At 70.9% G+C, this 24886-nt stretch carries 21 protein-coding genes; 10 read left to right on the top strand and 11 right to left on the bottom strand.

The genetic code is table 11. From position 1 onward, the window contains the following. The first annotated feature begins 21 nt into the window (after positions 1-21). The 3 genes from ACIQUC_RS12605 (at position 22) to ACIQUC_RS12595 (ending at position 3498) form a co-directional block, all read left to right on the top strand. Positions 22-1356, top strand: a complete 1335-nt coding sequence (locus tag ACIQUC_RS12605; RefSeq protein WP_402267357.1) for an ABC transporter substrate-binding protein — start codon at positions 22-24, stop codon at positions 1354-1356. Positions 1357-1427: 71 nt separating this feature from the next. Next, positions 1428-3302, top strand: a complete 1875-nt coding sequence (locus ACIQUC_RS12600) for a beta-galactosidase family protein (RefSeq protein ID WP_402267354.1) — start codon at positions 1428-1430, stop codon at positions 3300-3302. Between the two features lie 43 nt (positions 3303-3345). Next, on the top strand, positions 3346-3498 hold the full coding sequence (locus tag ACIQUC_RS12595; protein WP_402267351.1) for a hypothetical protein: 153 nt from the start codon (positions 3346-3348) through the stop codon (positions 3496-3498). A gap of 1 nt (position 3499) precedes the next feature. Here the strand turns inward: ACIQUC_RS12595 and ACIQUC_RS12590 are convergent, their stop codons facing one another. Further along, the gene (locus ACIQUC_RS12590; protein ID WP_402267349.1) at positions 3500-3817 is read right to left on the bottom strand and encodes a biopolymer transporter Tol; all 318 of its coding nucleotides are present in this window, start codon (positions 3815-3817) and stop codon (positions 3500-3502) included. 140 nt (positions 3818-3957) lie between these two features. Here ACIQUC_RS12590 and ACIQUC_RS12585 point away from each other — a divergent pair, with 140 nt between their 5' ends. Continuing rightward, positions 3958-5031 carry a spore photoproduct lyase family protein gene (locus tag ACIQUC_RS12585; protein WP_402267347.1) on the top strand — a complete coding sequence of 358 codons (1074 nt, stop codon included), beginning with the start codon at positions 3958-3960 and terminating at the stop codon, positions 5029-5031. 59 nt (positions 5032-5090) lie between these two features. On the opposite strand, the gene ACIQUC_RS12580 is transcribed toward ACIQUC_RS12585, so the two are convergent. The 3 genes from ACIQUC_RS12580 to ACIQUC_RS12570 form a co-directional block, all read right to left on the bottom strand. Continuing rightward, entirely contained in the window at positions 5091-5267 is a 177-nt protein-coding gene (locus ACIQUC_RS12580; RefSeq protein ID WP_022907426.1) for a CsbD family protein, read from the bottom strand. A gap of 131 nt (positions 5268-5398) precedes the next feature. Beyond that, positions 5399-6493, bottom strand: coding sequence for an SDR family oxidoreductase (locus ACIQUC_RS12575; protein ID WP_402267344.1), 1095 nt, complete (start codon positions 6491-6493; stop codon positions 5399-5401). 35 nt (positions 6494-6528) lie between these two features. Then, a complete protein-coding gene (locus ACIQUC_RS12570) occupies positions 6529-6927 on the bottom strand; it encodes a DUF3253 domain-containing protein (protein ID WP_022907424.1) in 399 nt (132 codons plus the stop codon). 123 nt (positions 6928-7050) lie between these two features. On the opposite strand from ACIQUC_RS12570, the gene ACIQUC_RS12565 reads away from it, so the two are divergent. Then, entirely contained in the window at positions 7051-8334 is a 1284-nt protein-coding gene (locus ACIQUC_RS12565; protein ID WP_402268005.1) for an alpha-amylase family glycosyl hydrolase, read from the top strand. Between the two features lie 138 nt (positions 8335-8472). Here ACIQUC_RS12565 and mmsB read toward each other — a convergent pair whose 3' ends face one another. From mmsB to chvE, 3 genes are all read right to left on the bottom strand, one after another. Beyond that, on the bottom strand, positions 8473-9654 hold the full coding sequence (mmsB, locus tag ACIQUC_RS12560; protein WP_022907422.1) for a multiple monosaccharide ABC transporter permease: 1182 nt from the start codon (positions 9652-9654) through the stop codon (positions 8473-8475). Further along, entirely contained in the window at positions 9641-11194 is a 1554-nt protein-coding gene (gene mmsA / locus ACIQUC_RS12555; protein WP_022907421.1) for a multiple monosaccharide ABC transporter ATP-binding protein, read from the bottom strand. The genes mmsB and mmsA overlap by 14 nt, the downstream gene beginning before the upstream one ends. Before the next feature lie 103 nt (positions 11195-11297). Beyond that, positions 11298-12428, bottom strand: a complete 1131-nt coding sequence (gene chvE, locus ACIQUC_RS12550; protein ID WP_022907420.1) for a multiple monosaccharide ABC transporter substrate-binding protein — start codon at positions 12426-12428, stop codon at positions 11298-11300. Between the two features lie 179 nt (positions 12429-12607). Here chvE and ACIQUC_RS12545 point away from each other — a divergent pair, with 179 nt between their 5' ends. Further along, entirely contained in the window at positions 12608-13648 is a 1041-nt protein-coding gene (locus ACIQUC_RS12545) for a substrate-binding domain-containing protein (RefSeq protein WP_022907419.1), read from the top strand. Positions 13649-13985: 337 nt separating this feature from the next. Here the strand turns inward: ACIQUC_RS12545 and ACIQUC_RS12540 are convergent, their stop codons facing one another. The 4 genes from ACIQUC_RS12540 to ACIQUC_RS12525 form a co-directional block, all read right to left on the bottom strand. Beyond that, positions 13986-14840, bottom strand: coding sequence for a carbohydrate ABC transporter permease (locus tag ACIQUC_RS12540; protein WP_402267338.1), 855 nt, complete (start codon positions 14838-14840; stop codon positions 13986-13988). 3 nt (positions 14841-14843) lie between these two features. After that, the gene (locus tag ACIQUC_RS12535) at positions 14844-15794 is read right to left on the bottom strand and encodes a carbohydrate ABC transporter permease (protein ID WP_402267336.1); all 951 of its coding nucleotides are present in this window, start codon (positions 15792-15794) and stop codon (positions 14844-14846) included. Between the two features lie 82 nt (positions 15795-15876). Continuing rightward, positions 15877-17184: an ABC transporter substrate-binding protein gene (locus ACIQUC_RS12530; protein ID WP_402267334.1), complete on the bottom strand. Its 1308-nt coding sequence runs from the start codon at positions 17182-17184 to the stop codon at positions 15877-15879. Between the two features lie 4 nt (positions 17185-17188). Next, on the bottom strand, positions 17189-19165 hold the full coding sequence (locus ACIQUC_RS12525; RefSeq protein ID WP_402267331.1) for a glycoside hydrolase family 127 protein: 1977 nt from the start codon (positions 19163-19165) through the stop codon (positions 17189-17191). 178 nt (positions 19166-19343) lie between these two features. On the opposite strand from ACIQUC_RS12525, the gene ACIQUC_RS12520 reads away from it, so the two are divergent. The 4 genes from ACIQUC_RS12520 to araA all read left to right on the top strand — a co-directional run bounded on the left by ACIQUC_RS12520 (position 19344) and on the right by araA (position 24871). Continuing rightward, the gene (locus ACIQUC_RS12520; RefSeq protein WP_402267328.1) at positions 19344-20429 is read left to right on the top strand and encodes a LacI family DNA-binding transcriptional regulator; all 1086 of its coding nucleotides are present in this window, start codon (positions 19344-19346) and stop codon (positions 20427-20429) included. Between the two features lie 436 nt (positions 20430-20865). Next, positions 20866-22644: a xylulokinase gene (locus ACIQUC_RS12515; RefSeq protein ID WP_402267325.1), complete on the top strand. Its 1779-nt coding sequence runs from the start codon at positions 20866-20868 to the stop codon at positions 22642-22644. Beyond that, a complete protein-coding gene (locus ACIQUC_RS12510; RefSeq protein WP_402267322.1) occupies positions 22641-23351 on the top strand; it encodes an L-ribulose-5-phosphate 4-epimerase in 711 nt (236 codons plus the stop codon). Before ACIQUC_RS12515 ends, ACIQUC_RS12510 begins: the two co-directional genes overlap by 4 nt. Continuing rightward, entirely contained in the window at positions 23348-24871 is a 1524-nt protein-coding gene (gene araA / locus ACIQUC_RS12505; RefSeq protein WP_402267320.1) for an L-arabinose isomerase, read from the top strand. The genes ACIQUC_RS12510 and araA overlap by 4 nt, the downstream gene beginning before the upstream one ends. Positions 24872-24886 lie beyond the last annotated feature (15 nt).

The following is a 24886-nucleotide window of genomic DNA, read 5'->3' as shown; positions in this document are numbered from 1 at the left end:
GAAGAAGTGAAAGGCACCTCCATGAACAAGCGTCTCCGGCGCGGCCTCAGCGCCGTCGCCATCGGCGTCACCGCAGCCGTCGCCCTCGCCGCCTGCGCCTCCGGCGGCTCCTCGTCCGGCGGTTCGTCCGACGACATCTCGAAGGCCCTCAAGGACGGCGGCACGCTGACCTACTGGTCCTGGACCCCGTCCGCCAAGGACCAGGTGGCCGCGTTCGAGAAGGCCTACCCCAAGGTGAAGGTCAAGCTCGTCAACGCCGGCACCGGTGCCGACCAGTACACGAAGCTGCAGAACACGATCAAGGCCGGCTCCGGTGCCCCGGACGTCGCCCAGGTCGAGTACTACGCGCTCCCGCAGTTCGCCCTGTCCGACTCGCTCCTCGACCTGTCGTCGTACGGGTTCGGCGACCTCAAGGACAAGTTCGCGGCCAGCACGTGGAGCTCCGTCGACATGGACGGCAAGATCTACGGTCTGCCCCAGGACTCGGGCCCCATGGCGCTGTTCTACAACAAGGCCGTCTTCGACAAGTACGGCATCTCCGTGCCGAAGACGTGGGACGAGTACGTCGCCGCGGCGAAGAAGCTGCACACCGCCGACCCGGACGCGTACATCGCGGCCGACTCCGGCGACGCGGGCTTCACCACGAGCATGATCGCCCAGGCCGGCGGCACGCCCTTCACCACGAAGGGCGACAAGGTCACGATCAACCTCGAGGACGCCGGCACGAAGAAGTGGACCAAGACCTGGGACCAGCTCGTCGAGCGGGGGCTGCTGTCGAAGACCGTCGGCTGGAGCGACGACTGGTACAAGCAGCTCGGCAACGGCCAGATCGCCACGCTGATCACCGGTGCCTGGATGCCGGGCAACCTCGAGGCGAGCGTCGCGGACGCGAGCGGTGACTGGCGCGTCGCGCCGATGCCGACCTACGACGGCGGCACCGCCCAGACCGCGAACAACGGCGGCAGCGCCGAGGCGGTCATGAAGCAGTCGAAGAACCCGGCGCTCGCGGCGGGCTTCCTGAAGTGGCTGAACTCCTCGAAGGAGTCGACCGGCGTCTTCATGAAGTCCGGCGGCTTCCCGTCCACCACGGCGGACCTCGAGTCCTCGGCCTTCCTCGACGAGAAGCCCGAGTACTTCGGCGGCCAGCAGATCAACAAGGTGCTCGTCGACGCGTCGAAGTCGTCGACCAACGACTTCACCTACCTGCCGTACCAGGTGTACGCGAACAGCGTCTACGCCGACACCGTCGGCCAGTCGTACGAGAACGGCACCTCGCTCGAGAGCGGGCTCGCCGCGTGGCAGAAGGCCCTCGCGAAGTACGGCGAGGACCAGGGCTTCACGGTCTCGTCCAAGTAGTCACCACACCAGTTCGACCCGGGGCCGTGCGGATCCTTCCGCACGGCCCCGTCTCCTGAGAGAGTTCCCCCATGCGCTTCGCCATCGGCGACACCGACTTCCTGCTCGACGGCGAGCCGCACCGGATCCTGTCCGGCGCGATCCACTACTTCCGCGTCCACCCCGACCTGTGGGCCGACCGGATCCGCAAGGCGAAGCTGATGGGGCTCAACACCATCGAGACCTACGTCGCCTGGAACGCGCACGCTCCGTCGCCCGGCGTCTTCGACCTCACCGGCGGGCTCGACCTCGGCCGCTTCCTCGACCTCGTCGCCGCCGAGGGCATGCACGCCATCGTCCGCCCCGGCCCCTACATCTGCGCCGAGTGGACGAACGGCGGTCTGCCGTACTGGCTCTTCGCCGACGGCACCGTCGGGGTCCGCCGCGACGAGCCCGGCTTCCTCGCAGCCGTCGAGACCTACCTGCAGCAGCTCGCCCCCGTGCTCGTCCCACGGCAGATCGACGCCGGCGGGCCCATCGTCCTCGTGCAGGTCGAGAACGAGTACGGCGCGTACGGCTCCGACCCGGTCTACCTGTCGAAGCTCGAGCAGATGCACCGCGCGATCGGCCTCACCGTGCCGTTCACGAGCGTCGACCAGCCGATGGGCACCATGCTCGAGGACGGGTCGCTGCCCTCGCTGCACAAGACCGGTTCGTTCGGCTCGCGGTCCGTCGCCCGGCTGGCACGCCTCCGCGAGGCCCAGCCCACCGGCCCCCTCATGTGCTCGGAGTTCTGGGACGGCTGGTTCGACAGCTGGGGCGAGCACCACCACACGACCTCGGCCGCCGACAGCGCCGCGGACCTCGACGACCTGCTCGCCGCCGGCGGCTCGGTGAACATCTACATGTTCCACGGCGGCACGAACTTCGGCTTCACGAACGGTGCGAACGACAAGGGCGTGTACCGCCCCATCGCGACGTCGTACGACTACGACGCCCCGCTCGACGAGGCCGGGCGTCCGACGGAGAAGTTCCACGCCTTCCGCTCGGTCATCGAGCGCTACGCGCCCGTGCCGCCGCTGCCCGACTCGATGCGTCCGGGTGGATCCGGACGGCTCGCGTCCGACCCGTCCGGCGGATCCGTCGCGTCCGGCGGTTCCGTCGCGTCCGGCGGGTCCGACGCGGCGGTCCAGGAGGCGCGGCCCACCCCCGCCGCGGACGTCGCCGTCCGCCTCGACCGCGTCACGTCCCTGCGCGCCCTGCTCCCGGCGCTCACCGACTGGTCCTCGCACGACGTCCCGCCGACGTTCGACGCGCTCGGCGCCGCCTCGGGCTTCGTCGTGCACCGGACCGAGGTCGACCTGCCGGCCGGCGGCGTGCTCACCGTCGGCGAGGAGGTCCGCGACCGCGCCGTGGTCTCCGTCGACGGTACCGTCGTCGGCGTGCTCGAGCGGGAGCACCACGACCGCGCGATCGCGCTGCCGCCGGTCACCGGCACGCTCGAGCTCCTCGTCGAGGACCAGGGCCGCGTCGACTACGGCCCGCGCATCGGCGAGCCGAAGGGCCTGATCGGCGGGGTCGCCGTCGACGGTGTGCCGCTCGCCCGGTGGACCGCGTCGCCGCTCGCCCTCGACCCCCTGCCCGAGTCGGCCCGGACGATGCTCAGCGACGCACTCGCGACCGACGGCGACGTGCTGGCCGGACCGACGTTCGCCACGGGGTCCTTCGACCTCGCAGAGCCCGACGACCGGTACCTGTCGCTCGACGGCTTCCGGAAGGGCGTCGCCTGGGTCAACGGGTTCTGCCTCGGCCGGTACTGGTCCCGCGGGCCGCAGCGCACCCTGGCCGTCCCCGGACCGGTGCTCCGCGCCGGGCGGAACGACGTCGTCGTCCTCGAGCTGCACGCCGCCGCGTCCCGCACGGTGTGCCTCCGCGTCGAGCCGGACCTCGGCCACACCGAGGCCTGATCGGGCTACGCTGAGCGGACGGACAGGGACCGAGGGGGTCGCGATGGTGCAGGTACTGCGTTCGGTGGGGCGGGTCGTCGCGACGGCACTCCACGTGCTGGCGGGGGTGCTGACCTCGTTCGGGTCCGGCGGGGTCGTCGGGGCGGGCGCACCCCCGACCTCCACCCCGAAGCAGCCCGACGAGTACCGCCCCTGACCTACGGCGCGCGACGGAGTCCGTCGAGCGCGTCGAGTTCGGCCAGGGCCGTTCGTGCGTCGGCGATCCGGTCGGCCTCGGGGCGACTCCACCACTCGGGCCCGCGCTCGCCGAGCCCGTGCTTCGCGAGGCCGTTGCGGTGCCGCGCGGCCGCGAGGGCGTCCTCGTCGCCCGATCGCCTGGCCTGCCCGACCGCGTTGCGACCCCGGCCGAGATGGGACCGGAGCGCTGCGGCGACGTCCTCCGGGAGCGCGGGATCGGTCCGTCGCCACCGCGGGCCGTCGACGACGAAGAAGTGGTCGTCGGGGGTCGCGGTCATGTCCTCGAGTCTCGCAGCGGACGCCGCGTTCGTCCGGGGTGGTGACCGTTCCGGTTCGAGATCCCCGGGGATCGCGAACCGGAACGGTCAGCGCGCGGATCCGGTGGGCGGTGTCAGGGGCGCACGGTAGAACGGCGGGGATGCCCGCACCCCACCCGCGCCCCCTGCTCGACGTCCGCCGGATCTACGCCGAGCCCGCCGCCCTCGAGCTGCAGCGCGGGCAGGAGCTCGTCGGACGCTGGCCCGACGCCGAGATCGTGCCCGTCGCCTCGCACTGGAACATCCCCGAGGTGCACGGCGACGAGCGCAACGTCCAGCGGTGGGTGCGCATCAAGACCGAGGCGCTCGTGCTCGGCGTGAAGAAGTCCCTCGTGACCCGGCCGAACGGGCGTTCCGCCGACTTCATCGCCCCCTCGACGGCGAACGGCTGCGCCATGGCGTGCGCGTACTGCTACGTCCCGCGGCGCAAGGGCTACAGCAACCCCGTCACGGTCTTCGCGAACATCGACCAGATCACGAAGCACGTCGCCCGGAACATCGCGAAGCAGGGGCCGAAGACCGAACCGAACCAGTGCGACCCGGACGCGTGGGTGTACGACATCGGGGAGAACAGCGACTGCTCGGTGGACGCGATGCTGAGCGACAACGTGCGCGACCTCTGCGACCTGTTCCGGATGTCGCCCACGGCGAAGGCGTCCTTCGCCACGAAGTACGTGAACCGCGACCTGCTCGACTGGGACCCGGTGGGACGCACCCGCATCCGGTTCTCGCTGATGCCGCACGAGACCGCCAATGTCACCGACATCCGGACGAGCCCGGTCGCCGAACGGATCGCCGCGGTGAACGACTTCGTCGACGCCGGGTACGAGGTCCACCTCAACTTCTCACCCGTCGTTGTCACGCCGACGTGGGAGGCCGACTGGACCGAGCTGCTCCGACAGGTCGACGACGTCCTGTCACCGGCGGCGAAGGCGCAGCTCGCGGCCGAGGTCATCTTCCTCACCCACAACGAGGCGCTGCACGAGGTGAACCTCGGCTGGCACCCGAAGGCCGAAGAACTCCTCTGGCGTCCGGACCTGCAGGAGCAGAAGGTGTCCCAGAACGGTGCGGTGAACGTCCGGTACCGCTCCGGGATGAAGGGGACGCTGGTCGAGCGCTTCCGCGAGCTCGTCGCGGAGCACCTCCCGAGCTGCCGGATCCGCTACGCCTTCTGATCGCACGGAACGACGAACGCCCGCGCCGGACGGCGCGGGCGTTACGTGGTTCGACGGGTTCAGTGACCGTCGAGCTTGTCCTTGGCCTTCTCGGTCTCGAGGCGTGCCTCGCCCATGGCCTGGTCCTTCTGGCCCTGGTGCTTGAGCTCGGCGTCGTCGGTGTGCTTGCCGACGGCCTCCTCGACCTTGCCGACGATCTTCTGGGTGGCGTCCTTGGCCTTGTCTCCGAGCGACATGGTGTCTTCCTTCCTCCGGGAACCGCCGAGGGTCCCCGGCGCCTGTGCCACGAAGACAACCAGGCGCCACCGCGGGGTTCGCGGCCGGGGCGCAGGTTGGTGTACCCCGGTTGCTTCCGTCGGGGTACGGATCAGGAGACGAGGCGGTCGGCCCGGTAGCGGTCGAACAGCTCGGCGAAGGCGCGCTCGGTCCGACGGAACGCGGTGAAGCCGGCGTCGCGGCTCTTGCCCATGTCCGTCACGACCTCCATCGCGCGACCGAGGTCGGCGTCGGTGTGCCACCACGAGGCGAGGCGGGTGATGTCCGGCTCGGCGAGCCCGTGGCGCTCGGCGATCCCGGCCCACGCGGACTCGTACGGGGCCATCTGCGCTTCCAGCGGGCGGGGCTCACCCTCGAAGCCGACCACGCGGGCGGGGTCGACGCCGAGGTGCGCCGCGAGCCGGGGCCACATCCAGCGCCAGCGGAACACGTCGCCGTTCACGATGTTGAACGCCTGGTCGGCTCCCGCCGGGGTCGTCGACGCCCACACCATGTGCTCCGCGAGGAGGCCGGCGTCCGTCATGTCGGTCAGGCCGTTCCACTGCTCAGCGCTGCCGGGGAAGACGAAGTCGAGGTCGAGCTCCTTCGCCAGGGTCGCCTGCACGGCGATGGTCAGGCCCATGTTCATGGCGTTGCCGACCGCGTGCCCGATGACCGTGTGCGAGCGGTGCACCGACCACGTGAAGCCCTGTCGCTCGGCGGCCGCGAAGAGCTCGTCCTCCTGCGCGTAGTAGAAGTTCGGGGTGTCGAGCCGCGGCTCCTCCTCGTGGAAGGGCGTGTCCGGCATCTCGCCCGCCGCGTACGCCTCGAACGGACCGAGGTAGTGCTTCAACCCGGTGACGAGGGCGACGTGCGCGAGCGGCGCGTGGTCGAGCGCGGCGAGCAGGTCTCGGACCATGCCGCCGTTCACGCGGATGTTCTCGGCCTCGGTCTCCTGGCGCTGCCAGGCGGTGAAGAACACGTGCGTCGGGCGCTCGCCGGCGAGGGCGGTGCGAAGCGAGTCCGGGTCGCGCAGGTCGGCGGCCACGGTCCGGACTCCGTCGCGGGGGAGCGGGCGCCGGGAGAGCGCGGTGACGGCCCAGCCGAGGCCGAGCAGGTGGTCCACCAGTGCGGAGCCGGTGATGCCGCTGGCGCCCACGACGAGGGCCTCGGGACGGACGTCGGTCGGTGCGGTGTCGAGTGTCATCCCCGGGTGCAACGCTCACGCCCGACAGGTGTTCCCTACCGGGGGCGTCGGATCCGGATCGGGCCCTTCGCCGTGGACGGATCGACCACGCTGCCGTGCTGCGTGATCTCGACCTCGCCGCGCGCGACCATGCGGCGGGCGGCACGTCTCGCCGGTTCCATCAGGTCGCGCCAACCGTCCGGGTCGAGTGCCCGAGCGGCGTCCGACGGGCAGATGCTGGATGACCGGGAGCGCGCTGCGAGCAGCTCGTCGATCCGCTGTTCGAGCGCCCGGTCGGTCGCGTCGACGCCGTGCTTCCGGCACGCGGCCGAGCAGTACTTCGCGTCCGGAGCCGCGGACGCGGGCATCCGACGCCCGCACGACGCGCAGGTGCGTTCGGCGTGCTCGGCCGCGTTCGCCGTCGCGTCCGCCTCGGTCCTGATCGCGCGTCCCATGCGCCCATCCTCTCCCCGCTGTCCGGTTGCGCACCCAGCCCAGGCACGGCTGGCAGCATCGGGTCGGTGAACCCCGTTCCCGATGCCGCCCGCCCGCACGAACCCGCCTGGGTCGAACACGTGATGTGGTGGCACGTCTACCCGCTCGGGTTCGTGGGCGCCGAGGTCCGTCCGGACACCGCCGTCGCGGACCGGCCCGTCGAGCACCGCCTCGAGCGCATCGAGGCCTGGCTCGACCACGTCGTGGACCTCGGGCTGAACGGGCTGCTGCTCGGTCCGGTCTTCAGGAGCTCGACGCACGGGTACGACACGGTCGACCACTTCCGGATCGACCCGCGGCTCGGCGACGACGAGGACTTCGACCGCCTGGTGGCGGCGGCGCACGAGCGCGGCGTGCGGGTACTCCTCGACGGGGTGTTCAACCACGTGGGGCGGGAACACCCGGCCTTCCGCGCGCTCGAGGAGCAGGGCCCGGACGCACGGACGGCGGATCTGTTCGCGATCGACTGGGCCGGCTGGTCGCCCGGAGTCGACGTGCCGGTGGGACTGTTCGAGGGGCACGACATCCTGGTCGCGCTCGACCACGGCAGCCGCGCCACCGAGGACCTCGTCGTCGAGGTGATGACGCACTGGCTCGCACGGGGCGTGGACGGCTGGCGACTCGACGCGGCCTACGCGGTGCCGACGGCGTTCTGGGCCCGGGTGCTGCCGCGCGTCCGGGAGCGCTTCCCGGACGCCTGGTTCACGGGCGAGGTCATCCACGGCGACACCGCTGCGTTCGTCCGTGCCTCGACGGTCGACTCCACCACGCAGTACGAGCTCTGGCAGGGCATCTGGCACGGCATCGCCGACCGGAACTGCTTCGAGCTCGCGCACGCCGTCGAACGGCACGACGCACTGCTGGCCGCGCAGGCGCCGAGCACGTTCGTCGGCAACCACGACGTGACGCGCATCGCGAGCGCCGTGGGGGAGCGGTTCGCCGGGCACGCCGTCGCCGTCCTCTTCACGGTCGCCGGGACCCCGAGCGTCTGGGCCGGTGACGAGTACGGCTGGACGGGGGTGAAGGAGGAGCGCGTCGGCGGGGACGACGCCGTCCGCCCGGAGTTCCCGGCCGGTCCGCTCGAGCCCGTGGAGCTCACGCACGCGTACGAGGCGCTCATCGCCCTCCGTCGCCGCGAGCCCTGGCTGCACCGGGCGCACACCGACGTCGTCCACCTCACGAACACGGCGGTCGTGCTGCGCACCGCGACCTCGGAGCGGGCGGTGGTGACCGCCCTGAACCTGTCGCCCGATCCCGTCGACCTGCCCACAGCGGGTGCGACGCGCGTGGAGGCGGGCGGAGCCGACGTCGGGGACGGGACCCTGCGCCTCCCGGCTGCCGGCTGGGCCGTGCTCTCCGGATCGTGAGCAGAAATGGTCGGGTCCCCGGAGAGGACCCGACCATTTCTGCTCACGAAGCGAACGCGCGCGACGCGAACGCGCGCGACGGGGCGCGCGCGACGCGAACGCGCGCGACGCGAACGCGCGCGACGCGAACGCGCGTCCCTACTTGCGGGCGGACGCCGCCCGGCGCTTGTTGAACACGTCGAACGCGACGGCGGCGAGCAGCACCAGGCCCTTGATGAGCGACTGGTACTCGGTACCGACGCCGAGGATCGACATGCCGTTGTTCAGGATGCCGATGATGAGACCACCGACGATGGCTCCCGGCACCGTGCCGATGCCACCGGTGACGGCAGCGCCGCCGATGAACACGGCCGCGATGGCGTCGAGCTCGAACCCGTTGCCGGCACCCGGCGCCGCGAGGTTCAGCTGGCCCGTGAAGACCACGCCCGCGAGGGCCGAGATGACGCCCATGTTCACGAAGAGCAGGAACGTCACGCGCTTCGTCTTCACGCCGGACAGCTGCGCGGCGAGGGCGTTGCCACCGATCGCGTAGATGTGGCGGCCGAACACCGCGCTCCGCATGACGACCGAGTAGATCACCACGAGGGCGCCGAGCACGACGAGCACGATCGGGGTGCCGTTGTAGCTGGCGAGCAGGAGTGCCACGTAGATCACGAGCCCGGCACCGAACGCCGTCTTCACGATGAACCAGACGAACGGCTCGCTCTCGAGCTGGTACTTGCGACGGGTGATGCGGCCGCGGAACGCCGCGATCACCATCACCGCGGCCGCGGCGAACCCGAGGATCATCGTGAGCGGCTCGTACCCGGTCGTGCCGAAGGACGGCAGGAAGCCGGAGCCGAGCGACCGGAAGCCCTCGGGGAAGGGCGAGATCTGCTGGTTCCGCAGGACGATCTGCGCCGCACCGCGGAAGGCGAGCATGCCCGCCAGGGTCACGATGAAGGCCGGGATCCCGAAGTAGGCGATCCAGAACCCCTGCCAGGCCCCGACGAGCGCACCGACGACGAGGCAGAGCACGACGGCGATCGGCCAGGGGAGGCCCCACTGCGTGATCATGACGCCCGACATGGCACCGGTGAAGGCGACGACCGACCCGACGGACAGGTCGATGTGCCCGGCGATGATGACCATCACCATGCCGATCGCGAGGATCAGGATGTAGCTGTTCTGGACGACGATGTTCGAGACGTTGATCGGGGCCAGCGTGATGCCGTTCGTCGTCACCTGGAAGAAGATGACGATGACGATCAGCGCGATGAACAGGCCGATCTGTCGGAGCTGCCCGGTGAGGTAGCCGGCGGCGGACTTAAGCGCGTTCATTGACAGGGGTCTCCCGTTCCTGGGTCATGTACTGCATGAGGACCTCGGGCGTGGCCTCGGAGCGGGGCACGTCGGCGGTGATCGTGCCCTCGGAGAGCGTGTAGATGCGGTCGCAGATGCCGAGGAGTTCGGGGAGCTCCGACGAGATCACGATGATCCCCTTCCCCTGGTCCGCGAGCTGGTTGATGATCGTGTAGATCTCGTACTTCGCGCCGACGTCGATGCCGCGCGTGGGTTCGTCGAGGATCAGCACGTCCGGGTCGGCGTACATCCACTTCGACAGGACGACCTTCTGCTGGTTGCCGCCGGAGAGCTTGCCGGTGACGACGTCGACGTTCGGTGCCTTGATGTTGAGGCTGCGGAGGAATCCTCCGGCGACGGTGGTCTCCTCGGACGCGTTGACGAAGCCCCAGTTCGCGAGCTTCCCGAGCGCCGACCCGGAGATGTTCCGCTTGATGTCGTCGATGAGGTTGAGGCCGTAGCGCTTGCGGTCCTCGGTGACGTACGCGATGCCGTTGTCGATGGCCTGCGTCACGGTGTGGGTCTTGATCGGCTTGCCGCGCTTGTAGACGGTGCCGCTGATCCCCGACCCGTACGACTGCCCGAAGACGCTCATCGCGAGCTCGGTGCGTCCGGCGCCCATCAGCCCGGCGATGCCGACGACCTCGCCGGCCTTCACGTCGAGGTTCGCCTGGTGGATGATCTCGCGGGAGCCGTCGAGCGGGTGGTGCACGGTCCAGTCCTCGATGCGGAGGAGCTCCTCGCCGATGACCGGGTTCTCCCGCTCGGGGTACCGGTTCGACAGGTCGCGGCCGACCATCCCGCGGATGATGCGGTCCTCGGAGACCTCGTCGGCGCGCATGTCGAGCGTCTCGATGGTCTTGCCGTCGCGGATGATCGTGACCTTGTCCGCGATCGCCTTGATCTCGTTGAGCTTGTGGCTGATGATGATCGCCGTCATGCCCTCGGCCTGCAGCGACCGGATGAGGTCGAGCAGGTGCGCCGAGTCGTCGTCGTTCAGCGCCGCGGTGGGCTCGTCGAGGATGAGGAGCTTCACCTTCTTCGACAGCGCCTTCGCGATCTCGACGAGCTGCTGCTTGCCGACGCCGATGTCGACGATCTTCGTGACCGGGTTGTCCTTGAGGCCGACGCGCTGCAGGAGCTCGGCGGCCGCCAGGTTCGTCTTGTTCCAGTCGATGAAGCCGCCCTTGGACTGCTCGTTGCCGAGGAAGATGTTCTCGGCGATCGACAGGAACGGGCTGAGCGCGAGCTCCTGGTGGATGATCACCACGCCCGCCGCTTCGGAGTCGTTGATGTTCGAGAACGCGACCGGTTCGCCGTCGAGCAGGATCTCGCCGTCGAAGGAGCCGTGCGGGTAGACGCCCGACAGCACCTTCATCAGGGTCGACTTGCCGGCGCCGTTCTCACCGCAGATCGCGTGGACCTGGCCACGCTCGACCTCGATCGAGACCCCCTGCAGCGCCTTGACCCCGGGGAACGTCTTGGTGATGTCCCGCATCTCGAGGATGGTGTCCGCCATGCGGACCGCCTTTCCGTCGTGCGCGCGTGTGCGCGCTGGTGATGACGGACTGGAGGCGCGGTGCGGGCTCGCACCGCGCCTCCAGTCCCGAAGGTGAAGGGGACTACTTCAGGTCGGCCTCGGTGTAGTAGCCGGAGTCGACGAGGACTTCCTTGTAGTTGTCCTTGGTGACGATCGTCGGCTGGAAGAGGTAGGTCGGGACGACCTTGACCTTGTTGTCGTAGCTCTTCGTGTCGTTGACCTCGGGCTTCTTGCCGGTGAGCAGGTCCTCGGCCATGGTGACCGACTGCTTGGCGAGCTTGCGCGTGTCCTTGTAGATGGTCGAGTACTGCTGACCGGCGATGATCGACTTCACGCTGGCCTGCTCGGCGTCCTGGCCCGTGATCGTCGGGAGCGGTCGGTCACCCGAGCCGTACCCGGCGCCCTGCAGGGCCGAGATGATGCCGATCGAGATGCCGTCGTAGGGCGAGAGGACGCCGTTCAGCGTCGTGCCGCCGGAGTACGACTTCGCGATGAGGTTCTGCATGCGGGCCTTGGCGGTCGCCGGGTCCCACTGCTGCGTCGCGGCCTGCGAGAGCTGGTCCTGGCCGGACTGGATCTTCAGCGTGCCGTCCTCGAGGTACGGCTTCAGGGTGTCCATCGCGCCGTTGAAGAAGAACCCGGCGTTGTTGTCGTCGAGCGAGCCGGCGAAGACCTCGATGTTGAAGGGGCCCTTCTCGCTGGTCTTCTTGCCGTCCGCGTCGAGGACGCCGAGGCCCGTGAGGAGGCTGGTGGCCTGGTCGACGCCCACCTTGTAGTTGTCGAACGACACGTAGTAGTCGACGTTCTTGTTGCCCGTGAGGAGGCGGTCGTAGGAGATCACCTTGATGCCGGCCTTCGCGGCGGCGTCGAGCTGGTCGGAGAGCGCTCCGCCGTCGATGGACGCGATGATCAGGACCTTCGCGCCCTTCGTGATCATGTTGCTGACCTGCTGCGCCTGCTGCTGGACCTTGTTGTCGCCGTACTCGAGGTCGACCTTGTAGCCGGCCTTCTCGAGGTCGCTCTTGACGGCGTTGCCGTCCTTGATCCAGCGTTCCGAGACCTTGGTCGGCATCGCGACGCCGACGAGGGCGCCCTTGTTGTCGCCGCCACCGTCACCGCTGCCGGTCGCTCCACGTCCCCCTGCGGAGCATGCGGCCAGGCTGACTGCCAGCCCGACGGCCACGATCCCCGCTGCGATCTTGCGCTTCATCATCGAAGTACCTCTTGTTCCTCTCACGTCGTCCTCGACGCGCTGGGTGTGGGCTGCTGTGGCCCGTGGGTGCTGCTCAAAGTGAGCGCTCACATCATGTGGGTTGTTTCACGGGGTGTCAACTCGTCGTGATCGTTTCGCGACCTTTCGTCGGTTGCGAGTGCCGGGGGTACGGTTGCGACGTGACGAACACGACGGCCCCCGGGGGCAAGCGCCACAAGGCGCCGACGATCTTCGACGTCGCCGAGCGCGCCGGGGTGTCGCACCAGACCGTCTCCCGCGTCATCAACGGCGACCCGACCGTGCGTGACCAGTTCCGGGAGCAGGTCGCGGCCGCCGTGACCGAGCTCGGCTACCGTCCGCGAGCAGCGGCCAGGGCACTCGCCGGCGGGCGGAGCCGGGCGCTCGGGATCGTCAGCACCGGCGACGCGCTGTACGGTCCGTCGAGCACGGCGATCGGCTTCGAACGTGCCGCGCGCACCGCCGGGTACCACGTGCTGCTGTCCACACTGCCCGAGGACCCCGTGCCCGCCGACCTCTCCGGGGCGCTCGCCTCGCTCCTCGCGCAGGACGTCGCCGCGGTCGTGCTGGTCGCCGCCGACAACCGCGTGCTCGATGCGCTCGCCTCACTCGTCGTCCCCGTGACGGTCCCCGTCGTGGTGGCGAACGCCGTGCAGCCCGACGCGGTCAGGACCGGAGCGGCGCCGAACGTCGCCGCGGTCGCCATCGACCAGGCCTCCGGGGCGGTACTCGCCCTCGACCACCTCTTCGCACGCGGGCACCGGCGCATCGTGCACCTCGCCGGTCCGTCCGTGTCGCAGGAGGCCGAGGTCCGCCGCGCCACCTACGAACGGGTCATGACCGACCGGGGGCTCGAACCCGTCGTCCTCGCTGGCGACTGGACGCCCGCGAGCGGCTTCCGTGCGGCGCAGTCGATCGATGTGCACACCGTGGACGCCGTCTTCGCCGGGAACGACCAGATGGCGCTCGGCGTGCTCCACGCCTTCGCGGAGGAGGGGCTCCGCGTCCCGGACGACATCGCCGTGGTCGGCTTCGACGACATCCCGGAGGCGGCGCACTTCACCCCGCCGCTCACCACGGTGCGGCAGGACTTCATGGCCATGGGGGAGCGGGTGCTCGACTCCGTCCGGGCGCTCGTCGAGGGGCGGTCCCACGATGACCGGCTCCTCGCGCCCGAGCTCGTGGTGCGCCGGAGCGCGTAGGGCGCGCGGGCGCTGGGGCGCTGGGGCGCGGGGTTGGGTTGGGGAGCGCGGGCTGCGGAGCGCGGGCTGCGGCGGGCGCGGCGCACGGTGCGAGGTCCGTCGGTCGGTGCGAGGTTGCCCGCTCCGTGCGTGCTTGTAGCGCTGCACGGAGCGGGCAACCTCGCACGGACTGAGCAGTGCGGCACCGTGCGAGGCCGGCCCTGCGCAGCACGGAGCGGACAACAGCGCACCGTGCGCTTTCGTCCTCCCGGTGTCAGGCGCCGGACTTCCTCCGCGGGAACGGCACGGTGCGGAGTTCGTCGGCCGGTGCCGGGTGCGTCGACCGGTGCGCGGCGGATCAGTCGGGATGGCGTCGGCCGGTAGCCGCACGGTGCGAGCTCCGTCGGCCGGTGCGAGGTTGCCCGCTCCGTGCCTGCTCGTAGCGCAGCACGGAGCGGGCAACCTCGCACGGACTGGGCCGCGCGGCACCGTGCGAGGTCGGCCCCTGCGCCGCACGGAGCGGGCAACCTCGCACGGACTGGGCAGCGGAGCACCGTGCGAGGTCGGAGGCGCCGTCGACGAACGCCGAGTCCTCGAGCTCGGTGGGGATCGACTCGAACGCGTTCCGCATCACGAACACCCCGAACGGCAGGTTCACCGTCGTGTAGAAGAGCACGAGCCCGACGAGCGAGTTCGTCAGCTTCATCGCGTTCATCTCGAGGTACAGCGGCGTGAGGATGGCCTGGAACGGCACCATCATCGTCAGCAGCACGAGCCCGAAGACGATGCCGGACCCGCGGAACCGGAACCGCGCGAACCCGTACCCGGCCATCGTCGCGATCACGGCGGTGAGCACGGCCGTGGCGATCGAGACGACGAGCGAGTTCACGACGCCGGTGAGCAGGTGCGACGAGGGGCTGAAGACCGCGGCGAAGTTCTGCCACCCGAGCTGGAAGAACGTCGCGGGGTCCGCCGCCTGCGTGATGACGGCCTCGGACTGGAACGCGCGCAGGATCGACCAGATGAGCGGGACCCCGAAGACGAGGGTGCCGCCGACCCCGGCGATGACGTACAGCGTGCGCTTCACCGCGGTGTCGCGGGGGTGGCGCACGCTGCCCTGGTGGCGACGACGTCGGCCGTCCCCGGAGGTGGTCAGCGTCCGGGTGGACAGGTCCGGGGCCGCGAGGCCGGCACGGGAAGCGGTGGTGCTCATGGCTCAGTCCTTCTCTCGCAGTGCCCAGAACTGGAACACGGTGACGGCGGCGATGACGACGACGAGGGCGATCGACTCGGCGGTCGCCGCGCCGAGCTGCAGGTTCACGAAGCCGCGGTTGTAGATCGCGTTGACGATCGTCGTGGTCTCCGTCCCCGGCCCGCCCTGGGTCAGGATGTAGAACTGGTTGAACGCGAGGAGCGACCCGATCACCGAGATGATCGCGCTGAGGGCGAGGGTCGACCGGATCATCGGCATCGTGATGAGTCGCTCGGTCTGCCACCACGAGGCGCCCTCGAGCTGCGCGGACTCGTAGACCTCGTCGGGGATGCCCTGCATGGCGGACATCACGAGCACCATCGTCAGACCGGACACCGCCCAGACGACGAGCACGCAGATGAGCAGCGTCGCCAGGGGCCCGTTCACGAGCCACGCGGTGCTGCCGTCGGTGATGCCGAGCCAGCGCAGGACCATGTTCACGGCGCCGGAGTTCGGCTGCGCCTCGAGCACGAGCATGAACGACAGCGTGGTCAGCCCGACGACGTACGGCAGGAAGAACACCGTGCGCAGGAAGGTGCTCCCGCGTCGGCGGGCCCGGATCAGCACGGCCAGGAAGTACCCGAGCGCCAGGATCGGCACGGTGACGATCGCCGTGTAGAGCAGCGTGTACCCGATGGCGTGCACGAACGTCGGGTCCTGGAACAGCGTCAGGTAGTTCTGCAGCCCGATGAACCGGTACGGCCCGATCAGGGGCCAGTTCGTGAACGAGATGTAGAGCGCGAAGACGAGCGGCGCGAGGACGAACACCGCGACGAACAGGATCGCCGGGGTGACGAGCACGGCGCCGGTGCGCGGCGGGTGCGTGAGTGAGTTCCGGGACGGACCCGGGCGGCTGGTGCCACGGCCGACGGTCGGGCGGCCAGCGCCGGTCCGTCGGTTGGAGATGGTGGTCATGTCTGCACCTCTCTGTGCAACGAGCGAGCGAACGAGCGGGCGAGCGGACGAGCGGACGAGCGGACGCGCGAGCGACCGACGCTCAGGCCTGGACCTGGTCGAGGATCCGCGTGTAGTCGGACTGTGCTGCCCGCATCGCGGCGCTGACCCCGGACCCGAACACCGCCTCGCGGAACATGGCGAAGTACGGCGACGAGGGCTGGTTGACGAGCAGGTTGTAGGCGAGCGTCCGCGGCGCGTACCCCTTGTCGATCGCGTCGAGCGGGCCGAACGCGAGCGGGTACTTCTTCCGGTACGCGGGCGTCGCGGCGTCGGACCGCGTCGGGAAGTACCCGCCGTCCGGCAGCGCCTGCTGCTGCTGCAGCCCGTTCGCGTACTGCATGAACGCCCAGCCTCCCGACGGGTTCGCGGCCCCGTTCGGGATGCACATGTTGTCGCCACCGTCGAAGAACGACCGCTTGCCGTCCCACGACGGGATGAGCACCGTCTGCATCTTCGCCCGCAACGCCTTGGTGGCCGCGGGCACGGTCGCACCGTACGAGGTCGGGAAGATGCCGACCTTGCCGGCGCGGAAGTCGGCACCCCACGTGGTCCCGGCGTCCGCGAAGGTCGCCTTCGACAGCGCGCCGTCCTTCCACAGCTGTCGGTAGAACTCGAGCATGCGCTCGAGTGCCTCGTTGCCGGTGATGTTCGCCGTCTGCTCGCCGACCTCGCCGGACATCATGTCGACGCCCGTGGCCCAGACGTGCGGCTGCGTGACGAACCCGATGATCCCCGCCGAGTTGCCGGCGATCGACCACCCGTACACGTCGTCGCCGGTCTTCCGGATCGCCGTCGCGGCGTCGAGCAGCGAGTCGAGGTCCTTCGTCGAGTCCTGGACGTCGAGGCCGGCCCGGTCGAACAGCTCGGTGTTGACGAACAGCTGCGAGTTGTCCGCCAGGTACGGCAGCCCGTAGTACCGGTCGCGGTACTCGAGCAGCCGCAGGTGGCCGGGCGAGATGGCGTCGAAGTAGTCGAGCCCCTTCACGACGTCGGTGAGGTCGGCGAAGGCCTCGCGGAAGATGAACAGCTGCGAGTTGATGTCGTCGATGTCCACGACGTCCGGCGGCTCACCACCCCGGATCGCGGTCGCGAGCTTCGTGACGTACTGCCCGTCCGGCACCGGCGTCAGCTCGACCTGGAGCTTCGGGTTCGCCTTGTTGAACCCGGCGACCGCCGCCGTCAGGCCGGCCTGCGTCGCGGACCGGCACCAGACGTGCACGGTGCCGGTCGCGTTCCGACCGAAGCTCGCGACCTGCGCGTCGACCTTCGGCAGGGTGCCGGAGCACCCCGCGAGGGCGAGGGCCGCCCCACCGGCGAGACCGCCGACGAGGAACGCTCTGCGGTCCATCGGGTCACCGCGCCAGCGGGAGCCACACGCGCATCGGCGCGGCTCCGCGGTTCGCCCAGGCGTAGTACGGGACCGCGGTCGCGGTGACGTCCTGGAGGCGCGTGGCGGCCGCCGTGGACCCGGCCGCGTCGTCGACGCTGGTCGCGTCCACGGCGTGATCCGTGCCTCCCGGCCCGTCCAGTCGGCGGTACGGCCACGCTGCCTGCACGTGCTCGGCCGGGGCGTGCCCGGCGACGCGCAGCGTGACGACGCCGTCGAGGAGGTCCTCGTGGCGTTCCTCGGTGGTCGGCGCGTCCGCGTCGACCGTCAGGTCGTCGACCGTGAACCCCTGCTGGTCCGCCTGCTCGACCGCGTACACGAGCGGGCCGCGCTCGATGGCGACCTGCCCGCGTGCGGCGTCGATCCTGGCGTCGGCGACGTACCGGTGCGGGGTCGTGTCGAAGACGAGCTCGACGGTGTCGCCGGCCGTCCACTCGCGGTCGATGACGTGCAGCGTCCCCGCGGCGGGGCTGTCGGTGCCGTCGGGACCCTGCACGGTCGTGGTGTCCGACCAGGCGGGGATGCGCAGGCCGAGGGCGAGCGGGCCGTCCTCGGTGACCGTCACGCGGACGCGGCCGTCGTGCGGGTACCCGGTCTCGACGTCGACGCGGCCGAGCGAGGCCGTGGCGTACTGGTGCAGCTGCAGGCTGCCGTCGGTCTGGGTCGCGAGGTAGCCGTCGAGGCTCGCGAACGTCCGCATGATGTTCGGCGGGCAGCAGGCGCAGTCGAACCAGCCGCGACGCCCGTGCGCGGGGGAGCGGTTCTCGTCCTGGTGCGCGTGGTCCCGCTGCTGCAGCGGGTTGACGTAGAAGTACTCGGTGCCGGCGAGACTCACACCCGCGAGGAACGCGTTGTACAGCAGGCGCTCGATCGCGTCGGCGTAGACGGGCCTGCCGGTCGCGAGGAGCAGGCGCCAAGCCCACTGGATCCCGCCGATCGCCGCGCAGGTCTCGGCGTAGCCGCGGTCGGTCGGGAGCTCGTACGGGTCGCCGAACGCCTCCCAGTCCCAGCGCGCCCCGAGGCCGCCGGTGATGAACGCCTTCGTGGCCATCATGTCCGCGAACTGCGTCTCGCTCGCGGTCAGCAGCTCGGTGTCGCCGGTCTCGATCGCGACGTCCACGGCCCCCGCGGCGAGGTAGACCGCGCGGACGGCGTGGCCCTCGACGGTCGTGGCCTGTCGGCTCGGCACCCGGTCGGAGAAGTACGTCGGCTCGCCGCCGGCGCGCTCGATGATCCCGGTCCCGCGGGCGTCGACGAACCAGTGCGCGAGGTCCAGGTAGTCGCGGTTCCCGGTCTCGCGGTAGAGCTCGACGAGGCCCATCTCGACGACCGGGTGCCCGTCGATGTCCTGCTCGTGGTCGTCGCCCGGGCCGAACGTGCGGACGAGGTGATCGGCGCTCTTGATCGCGACGTCGAGCAGCCCGGTGTCGCCCGTCGCCCGGTGCTGTGCCACGGCCGCCTGGTACAGGTGCCCCGCGCAGTACATCTCGTGGCTCCACTTGAGGTCCGTGTAGCGCTCGCCCTTCCCACGGATCTGCTGGACGGAGTCGAGGTAGCCGTCGTCGGCCTGCGCCTGTGCGTACAGCGCGGTGACCTCGCGCTGGAGTGCCAGCAGGTCGTCGGCGGGAGCACGGCCGTACTCCCACGCCACGGCCTCGAGCCACTTCGTGACGTCCGAGTCCATGAAGATCGGGCCCGTCGCGTCGCCCTCCTCGAGGCCGGCGGCGATGCGGAGGTTCCGGAAGTTGCCGGCCGCCTCGAGCAGGGCGTACCCGCCACGGATCGCGTCGCGGCCGTTCCGTTCCTGCCGCAGGGCCCAGAAGCCGCCGGTGATGCGGGCGTCGCCCGTCGGCAGCGGACGGAGCGTCAGGTGCGCGGCGGCGGTCGGGAGGACCGGGGTCGCGGTGTGCGCGCGGCTGTCGGTCGCGAGCGTGGTGGTCATGTCGCCTCCTTGCGATGTGACTGCGGTCCGTGTCCGATCGCGTGGTGCATGCGGAAAACGGTTTCTGCGGAGGACGTTACGACACGACCTGGAGGCGCGCAAGGGCTTTGTCCCGCATCTTGCGTATAGTCATGATCAGTTTCCTGCGTCCGTACCCATTTTCGGAAAGGGGTTTGCCGTGACTCTCGAGCGTGCTGGGCGGACCGTCCGGATCACGGACGTCGCCGCGCTCGCCGGCGTGTCGATCGGTACGGCGTCGAAGGCCCTGAACGGCACCGGACAGCTGCGGGACGCGACGCGCGAACGGGTGAAGGACGCCGCCGAGAAGCTCGGGTTCGTCGGCGATGCCCGGGCCCGCGCCCTCTCCTCGGGCCGGACCTACACAGTGGGCATGATCACGACGGACTCGTTCGGCCGGTTCTCGATCCCGGTCCTGCTCGGCGCCGAGGACGCCCTGTCCGCCGGCCAGATGGCCGTGCTGCTGTGCGACACCCGCGACGACCACGTGCGTGAAGCCCACTACCTCCGGTCGCTCGCCGCCCGTGGGGTCGACGGCATCATCGTGACCGGACGCTCCGCCGACGCCCGGCCGCCGATCGACGTGCCGATCCCGGTCGTGTACGCGTTCACGCCCTCGACCGACCCGGACGACGTGTCGGTCACCCTCGACGATGCCGCCGGCTCGGCACGGGTCGCCGAGCACGTGCTGTCGACCGGACGGCGCCGGGTGGCGATCGTCACGGGGCCGGAGCGCCACCGCTCGGCGGTGCGTCGGGTGTCCGGTGCCGCCGAGGTGCTCGGTGCGCACCTCGTCGCGGAGCCAATGTACGGCGAGTGGTCGGAGCGGTGGGGGCGGCAGGCGGTGGACCTGTTGGCCCGGGGAGCGGGGCTCGGATCGACCGGGGCCGGGGCCGGGACCGGGACCGGGGCTGGGATCGGGACCGGGGTCGGGGTGGGGTCTGCCCCGGATGGGCCCGGCGTCGACGCGATCGTCTGCGGCAGTGACCAGATCGCGCGCGGCGTCTGCGATCGGCTGCGCGAGCTCGGGCTGGCCGTGCCGGACGACGTCGCCGTCACCGGGTTCGACGACTGGGACGTGATGGCGCTCGCGAGCCGGCCGCCGCTGACCACGGTGGACCTGCGGCTCGAGGAGCTCGGGCGGGTGGCCGGTCGCGCGCTCCTCGACCTCATCGAGGGTGGCGCGCCGGTCTCGGCGACGGTGACGCCGTCCCTCGTCGTCCGCGAGAGCACCGTCGGGGCGTAGCGGACGCGGCGCTGCCCGGCCGGTCCGCCCCGGGCGCCCGTCCCTGGCCTGGCGCGCCGGGCGTCGGTCCCGGTGTCGCTTCGAGCGGGCGAAGTACGTCCTCCTCGACGGGTCTACCCGGCGTTGTCTGCCCGCTCGGCGTCGCACGTGCGGCGCGTCCTGCCCGCTCGCGGCGGCGCAGCGCGGCTCCGGGATCGGATGCGGCCGTGCGACGCGCTGCCTCGGGGTGCCGTGCTTCGACGTGCCCGACGGGCTCCAGTGGGCGGAACACGCCGTCGGTCGGAAGCCGAGTGGGCGTGACACGCCGGTCGAGGTCAGCGAGTGTGACGTATTTCGCCCGCTCGCCCGAGGGGTCGGTGCCGCGCGGCGGTTGCAGGCGTGAGCGCTCACGTACTAACGTGTGAGCGCTCACTCAACGATGAGAGCAGGAGAGAACATGGACGCCGACGAGCGCCGACGACAGGTCGTGGACGGCCGGACGACCCTGGGGATCGAACTCGGCTCCACCCGCATCAAGGCCGTGCTCGTCGACGAGTCGCTCGTGCCGATCGCCTCCGGCGCGCACGAGTGGGAGAACGCGTACGTCGACGGCCGCTGGACGTACTCCCTCGACGCCGTCGAGAACGGACTCCGCGCCGCCTACGCCGACCTCGTGGCCGACGTCGAGCGGCAGTACGGCGTGACGCCGACGACGTTCCGCGCCGCCGGTGTCAGCGCGATGATGCACGGCTACCTGGCCTTCGACGCCGACGGGCAGCTGCTGGTGCCGTTCCGGACCTGGCGCAACACGTCGACCGGGCCGGCTGCCGAGCGCCTCAGTGCGGCCCTCGGGTTCAACGTCCCGCAGCGCTGGTCGATCGCGCACCTTGCCCAGGCCGTCCTCGACGACGAGCCGCACGTCGCCGAGCTCGCCGGCATCACGACCCTCGCCGGGTACGTGCACCGCCGCCTCACGGGTCGCGACGTGCTGGGTGTCGGCGACGCCTCCGGCGTGTTCCCGATCGACAGCACGCCGGCCGACAGCGGCCCTGGCGACCCGGGCACGCGCGACTGGGACGACACGATGCTGCGGACGGCCGAGGACCTGATCGGGCTCCGGGACCTGCGTGCCCTGCTGCCCGAGGTGCTCGTCGCGGGGGACGACGCCGGGACCCTCACCCCCGAGGGCGCCGCCTGGCTCGACCCGACCGGCACCCTGCAGCCGGGCGTCCCGCTCTGCCCGCCCGAGGGCGACGCGGGGACCGGCATGGTCGCGACGAACGCCGTCGCGCCCCGCACCGGCAACGTCAGCGTGGGCACGAGCATCTTCGCCATGGTGGTGCTCGAGCACCCGCTCAGGACCCCGCACGAGGAACTCGACGTGGTCACCACGCCGTCCGGGGACGCCGTGGCGATGGTGCACTGCAACAACGGCGCGAGCGAGATCGCGAGCTGGGCGCGGGTGTTCGGCCGGTTCGCCGAGGCCGCGAGCGAGCGCACCGGCAGCGCGGCGATCGACATCGACACCGTGTACGCGACGCTGCTGGCCGAGGCCGAGCACGCGGACCCCGACGCCGGCGGCCTGCTGTCGTTCAACTACCTCGCCGGCGAGCCCGTCACGCACGTCGAGGACGGCCGACCCCTGCTGCTCCGCACACCCGGCGCCCGCTTCACCCTCGGCAACCTCGTCCGCTCCGAGGTGCACGGCGCGTTCGCCACCCTCGCGATCGGCATGGAGGTGCTGCACGGCGAGGACGTCCAGGTCGACCGGATGACCGCCCACGGCGGGCTGTTCCGCACCCCTGGCGCGCCGCAGCGCCTGCTCGCAGCGGCGCTCCGCGTGCCCGTCGCGCTCGAGGAGACCGCGGGCGAGGGCGGTGCGTGGGGGATCGCGGTCCTCGCCGCCTACCTCGAGCACACCGACCGGCACCTCGCGGACTTCCTCGCCGAGACGGTCTTCGGCGGTGACGCCGTGCACGTGGCGGACCCCGAGCCGGCGGACGTGGACGGGTTCCGGACGTACCTCGAGCGCTACCGCCGAGCCCTGCCCGTCCAGCGAGCGGCCGCCGCCGCGACCGGTCAGGACGCGCCGGCCGCCGCCGTGACCGGCCAGGCCGCAGCGGCCGCAGCCGCGACCGGCCAGGACGGCCCCGGGACCGACGCGACCACCCCCGAACCCGAGCCGACGACGGCAGGCGACCCGCGCCTCCAGGCCGAGAAGGAGCCGACACGATGACGGACCCGACCACCGACGAGACCAGGGCGGCCGTCGCCGCCGCGCGGGAGCGCGTCGCGCGCCTGCACGGCGAACTCGTCCGCTACGGACTCGTGATCTGGACCGGCGGCAACGTCTCCGAACGGGTGCCGGGGACGGACCTGTTCGTCATCAAGCCGAGCGGGGTGTCGAGCGACGAGCTCCGCCCGGAGAACCAGGTCGTCTGCACGCTGGACGGCGTCCCGGCGGACGGCTGGGACAACGCGCACGGCCCGTCCTCCGACACCGCGGCGCACGCCTACGTGTACCGGAACATGCCCGAGGTCGGCGGGGTCGTGCACACGCACTCGACCTACGCGACGGCGTGGGCGGCACGCGCCGAGGAGATCCCGTGCGTGATCACCGCGATGGCGGACGAGTTCGGCGGACCGATCCCGGTCGGCCCGTTCGCGATCATCGGTGACGACTCGATCGGCCACGGCATCGTCGACACCCTGAGCGGCCACCGTTCGCGGGCGGTCCTCATGCAGAACCACGGCGTGTTCACGATCGGCAAGGACGCCGAGGACGCGGTGAAGGCCGCGGTGATGTGCGAGGACGTCGCACGCACCGTCCACATCGCGCGGCAGGGCGGCGAGACCGTGCCGATCGCCCAGGAGGACATCGATCGACTCTTCGATCGCTACCAGAACGTCTACGGACAGAACCCCGAAGGAGCCATGCGATGACGCAGGTGAACCCCCAGGCCACCCTCGACAGCTACGAGGTCTGGTTCCTCACCGGGTCCCAGGGCCTGTACGGCGAGGAGACGCTGCGCCAGGTCGAGGAGCAGAGCCGCGCCGTGCACGAGCAGCTCGCGCCGCACGTGCCCGTGAAGCTCGTGTGGAAGCCGGTGCTGAAGGACGCCGACGGCATCCGCCGTGCCCTCATCGAGGCCAGCGCCGACGACCGGGTCATCGGCGTGACGACGTGGATGCACACCTTCAGCCCCGCGAAGATGTGGATCGGCGGCCTGCAGGCGCTGACGAAGCCGCTGCTGCACCTGCACACGCAGGCGAACGTGACGCTGCCGTGGGCGGACATCGACTTCGACTTCATGAACCTCAACCAGGCCGCGCACGGCGACCGCGAGTTCGGCTACGCCCTCGCTCGTCTCGGCGTCCGGCACGCCACCGCGGTCGGGCACGTGTCCGACGAGCGGGTGCAGCGGCGCGTCGCGGACTGGACCCGTGCGGCCGCGGCCGCCGCTTCGGTCCGCGAGCTCAAGCTGACGCGCTTCGGCGACAACATGCGCTACGTCGCCGTCACCGAGGGTGACAAGACCGAGGCCGAGATCGAGCTCGGCGTGCAGGTGAACACCTGGGCGGTGAACGAGCTGGCCGCGGCGGTGGCCGAGGCCGAAGCGGACACGGCGGCGGTCGACGCGCTCGTGGCTGAGTACGACGCGCAGTACGACCTCGTCGACGAGCTGCGTGACGGCGGGTCGCGCCGTGCTTCGCTCCGCGACGGTGCCGCGATCGAGCTCGGCCTCCGCACCCTGCTGGAGCGGAACGGCTCCGCCGCGTTCACCACCAACTTCGAGGACCTCGGCACGCTCAAGCAGCTGCCCGGCCTCGCGGTCCAGCGCCTCATGGCCGACGGCTACGGCTTCGGTGCCGAGGGCGACTGGAAGACGGCGGTCCTGGTCCGGGCGATGAACGTCGCCGGCGCCGGTCTGCCGGGTGGTGCGAGCCTGATGGAGGACTACACCTACGACCTCACCCCGGGCGCCGAGAAGATCCTCGGCGCGCACATGCTCGAGGTCTCGCCGACCCTCACCACCACGAAGCCGACGCTCGAGATCCACCCGCTCGGCATCGGCGGCAAGGACGACCCGGTGCGCCTGGTCTTCACCGCCGACTCCGGCGAGGCCGTCGTGGTCGCGCTGTCCGACACCCGCGACGGCTTCCGCCTCACCGCGAACGTCGTCGACGTCGTGCCCCCGACCGAGGCCCTGCCGAAGCTGCCCGTCGGCCGTGCCGTCTGGGAGCCGCGACCGTCGTTCCCCGTCGCCGCCGAGGCCTGGCTCACCGCCGGCGCCGCACACCACACCGTCATGACGACGGCGGTCGGGCTGCAGGTCGTCGAGGACTTCGCGACCATGGTCGGCACCGAGTTCCTGGTGATCGACGAGCACACCACCGCGCGCGGCTTCCGCGACGAGCTGCGTCTCCAGCAGACGTGGCACCGTCTCGACCGCGGGTTCTAGGGCGACGGACCGTAC

It is taken from the genome of Curtobacterium sp. NPDC098951 (assembly GCF_044759965.1).
Classification (GTDB): Bacteria; Actinomycetota; Actinomycetes; order Actinomycetales; family Microbacteriaceae; genus Curtobacterium.
Note: the sequence above shows the minus strand (reverse complement) of the source record. Positions and strands in the feature narration are given on the sequence as shown.

Excerpts from the sequence above, each read along its gene's own strand:
- ACIQUC_RS12595 (WP_402267351.1), top strand. The coding sequence starts at position 3,346 with ATGGTGCAGGTACTGCGTTCGGTGGGGCGGGTCGTCGCGACGGCACTC.
- ACIQUC_RS12525 (WP_402267331.1), bottom strand. The coding sequence starts at position 19,165 with ATGACCACCACGCTCGCGACCGACAGCCGCGCGCACACCGCGACCCCG.
- mmsB (WP_022907422.1), bottom strand. The coding sequence starts at position 9,654 with ATGAACGCGCTTAAGTCCGCCGCCGGCTACCTCACCGGGCAGCTCCGA.
- ACIQUC_RS12515 (WP_402267325.1), top strand. The coding sequence starts at position 20,866 with ATGGACGCCGACGAGCGCCGACGACAGGTCGTGGACGGCCGGACGACC.
- ACIQUC_RS12535 (WP_402267336.1), bottom strand. The coding sequence starts at position 15,794 with ATGACCACCATCTCCAACCGACGGACCGGCGCTGGCCGCCCGACCGTC.
- ACIQUC_RS12565 (WP_402268005.1), top strand. The coding sequence starts at position 7,051 with ATGTGGTGGCACGTCTACCCGCTCGGGTTCGTGGGCGCCGAGGTCCGT.
- ACIQUC_RS12575 (WP_402267344.1), bottom strand. The coding sequence starts at position 6,493 with ATGACACTCGACACCGCACCGACCGACGTCCGTCCCGAGGCCCTCGTC.
- ACIQUC_RS12600 (WP_402267354.1), top strand. The coding sequence starts at position 1,428 with ATGCGCTTCGCCATCGGCGACACCGACTTCCTGCTCGACGGCGAGCCG.
- ACIQUC_RS12540 (WP_402267338.1), bottom strand. The coding sequence starts at position 14,840 with ATGAGCACCACCGCTTCCCGTGCCGGCCTCGCGGCCCCGGACCTGTCC.
- ACIQUC_RS12590 (WP_402267349.1), bottom strand. The coding sequence starts at position 3,817 with ATGACCGCGACCCCCGACGACCACTTCTTCGTCGTCGACGGCCCGCGG.
- ACIQUC_RS12580 (WP_022907426.1), bottom strand. The coding sequence starts at position 5,267 with ATGTCGCTCGGAGACAAGGCCAAGGACGCCACCCAGAAGATCGTCGGC.
- ACIQUC_RS12510 (WP_402267322.1), top strand. The coding sequence starts at position 22,641 with ATGACGGACCCGACCACCGACGAGACCAGGGCGGCCGTCGCCGCCGCG.
- chvE (WP_022907420.1), bottom strand. The coding sequence starts at position 12,428 with ATGATGAAGCGCAAGATCGCAGCGGGGATCGTGGCCGTCGGGCTGGCA.
- araA (WP_402267320.1), top strand. The coding sequence starts at position 23,348 with ATGACGCAGGTGAACCCCCAGGCCACCCTCGACAGCTACGAGGTCTGG.
- ACIQUC_RS12605 (WP_402267357.1), top strand. The coding sequence starts at position 22 with ATGAACAAGCGTCTCCGGCGCGGCCTCAGCGCCGTCGCCATCGGCGTC.
- ACIQUC_RS12585 (WP_402267347.1), top strand. The coding sequence starts at position 3,958 with ATGCCCGCACCCCACCCGCGCCCCCTGCTCGACGTCCGCCGGATCTAC.
- mmsA (WP_022907421.1), bottom strand. The coding sequence starts at position 11,194 with ATGGCGGACACCATCCTCGAGATGCGGGACATCACCAAGACGTTCCCC.
- ACIQUC_RS12570 (WP_022907424.1), bottom strand. The coding sequence starts at position 6,927 with ATGGGACGCGCGATCAGGACCGAGGCGGACGCGACGGCGAACGCGGCC.
- ACIQUC_RS12530 (WP_402267334.1), bottom strand. The coding sequence starts at position 17,184 with ATGGACCGCAGAGCGTTCCTCGTCGGCGGTCTCGCCGGTGGGGCGGCC.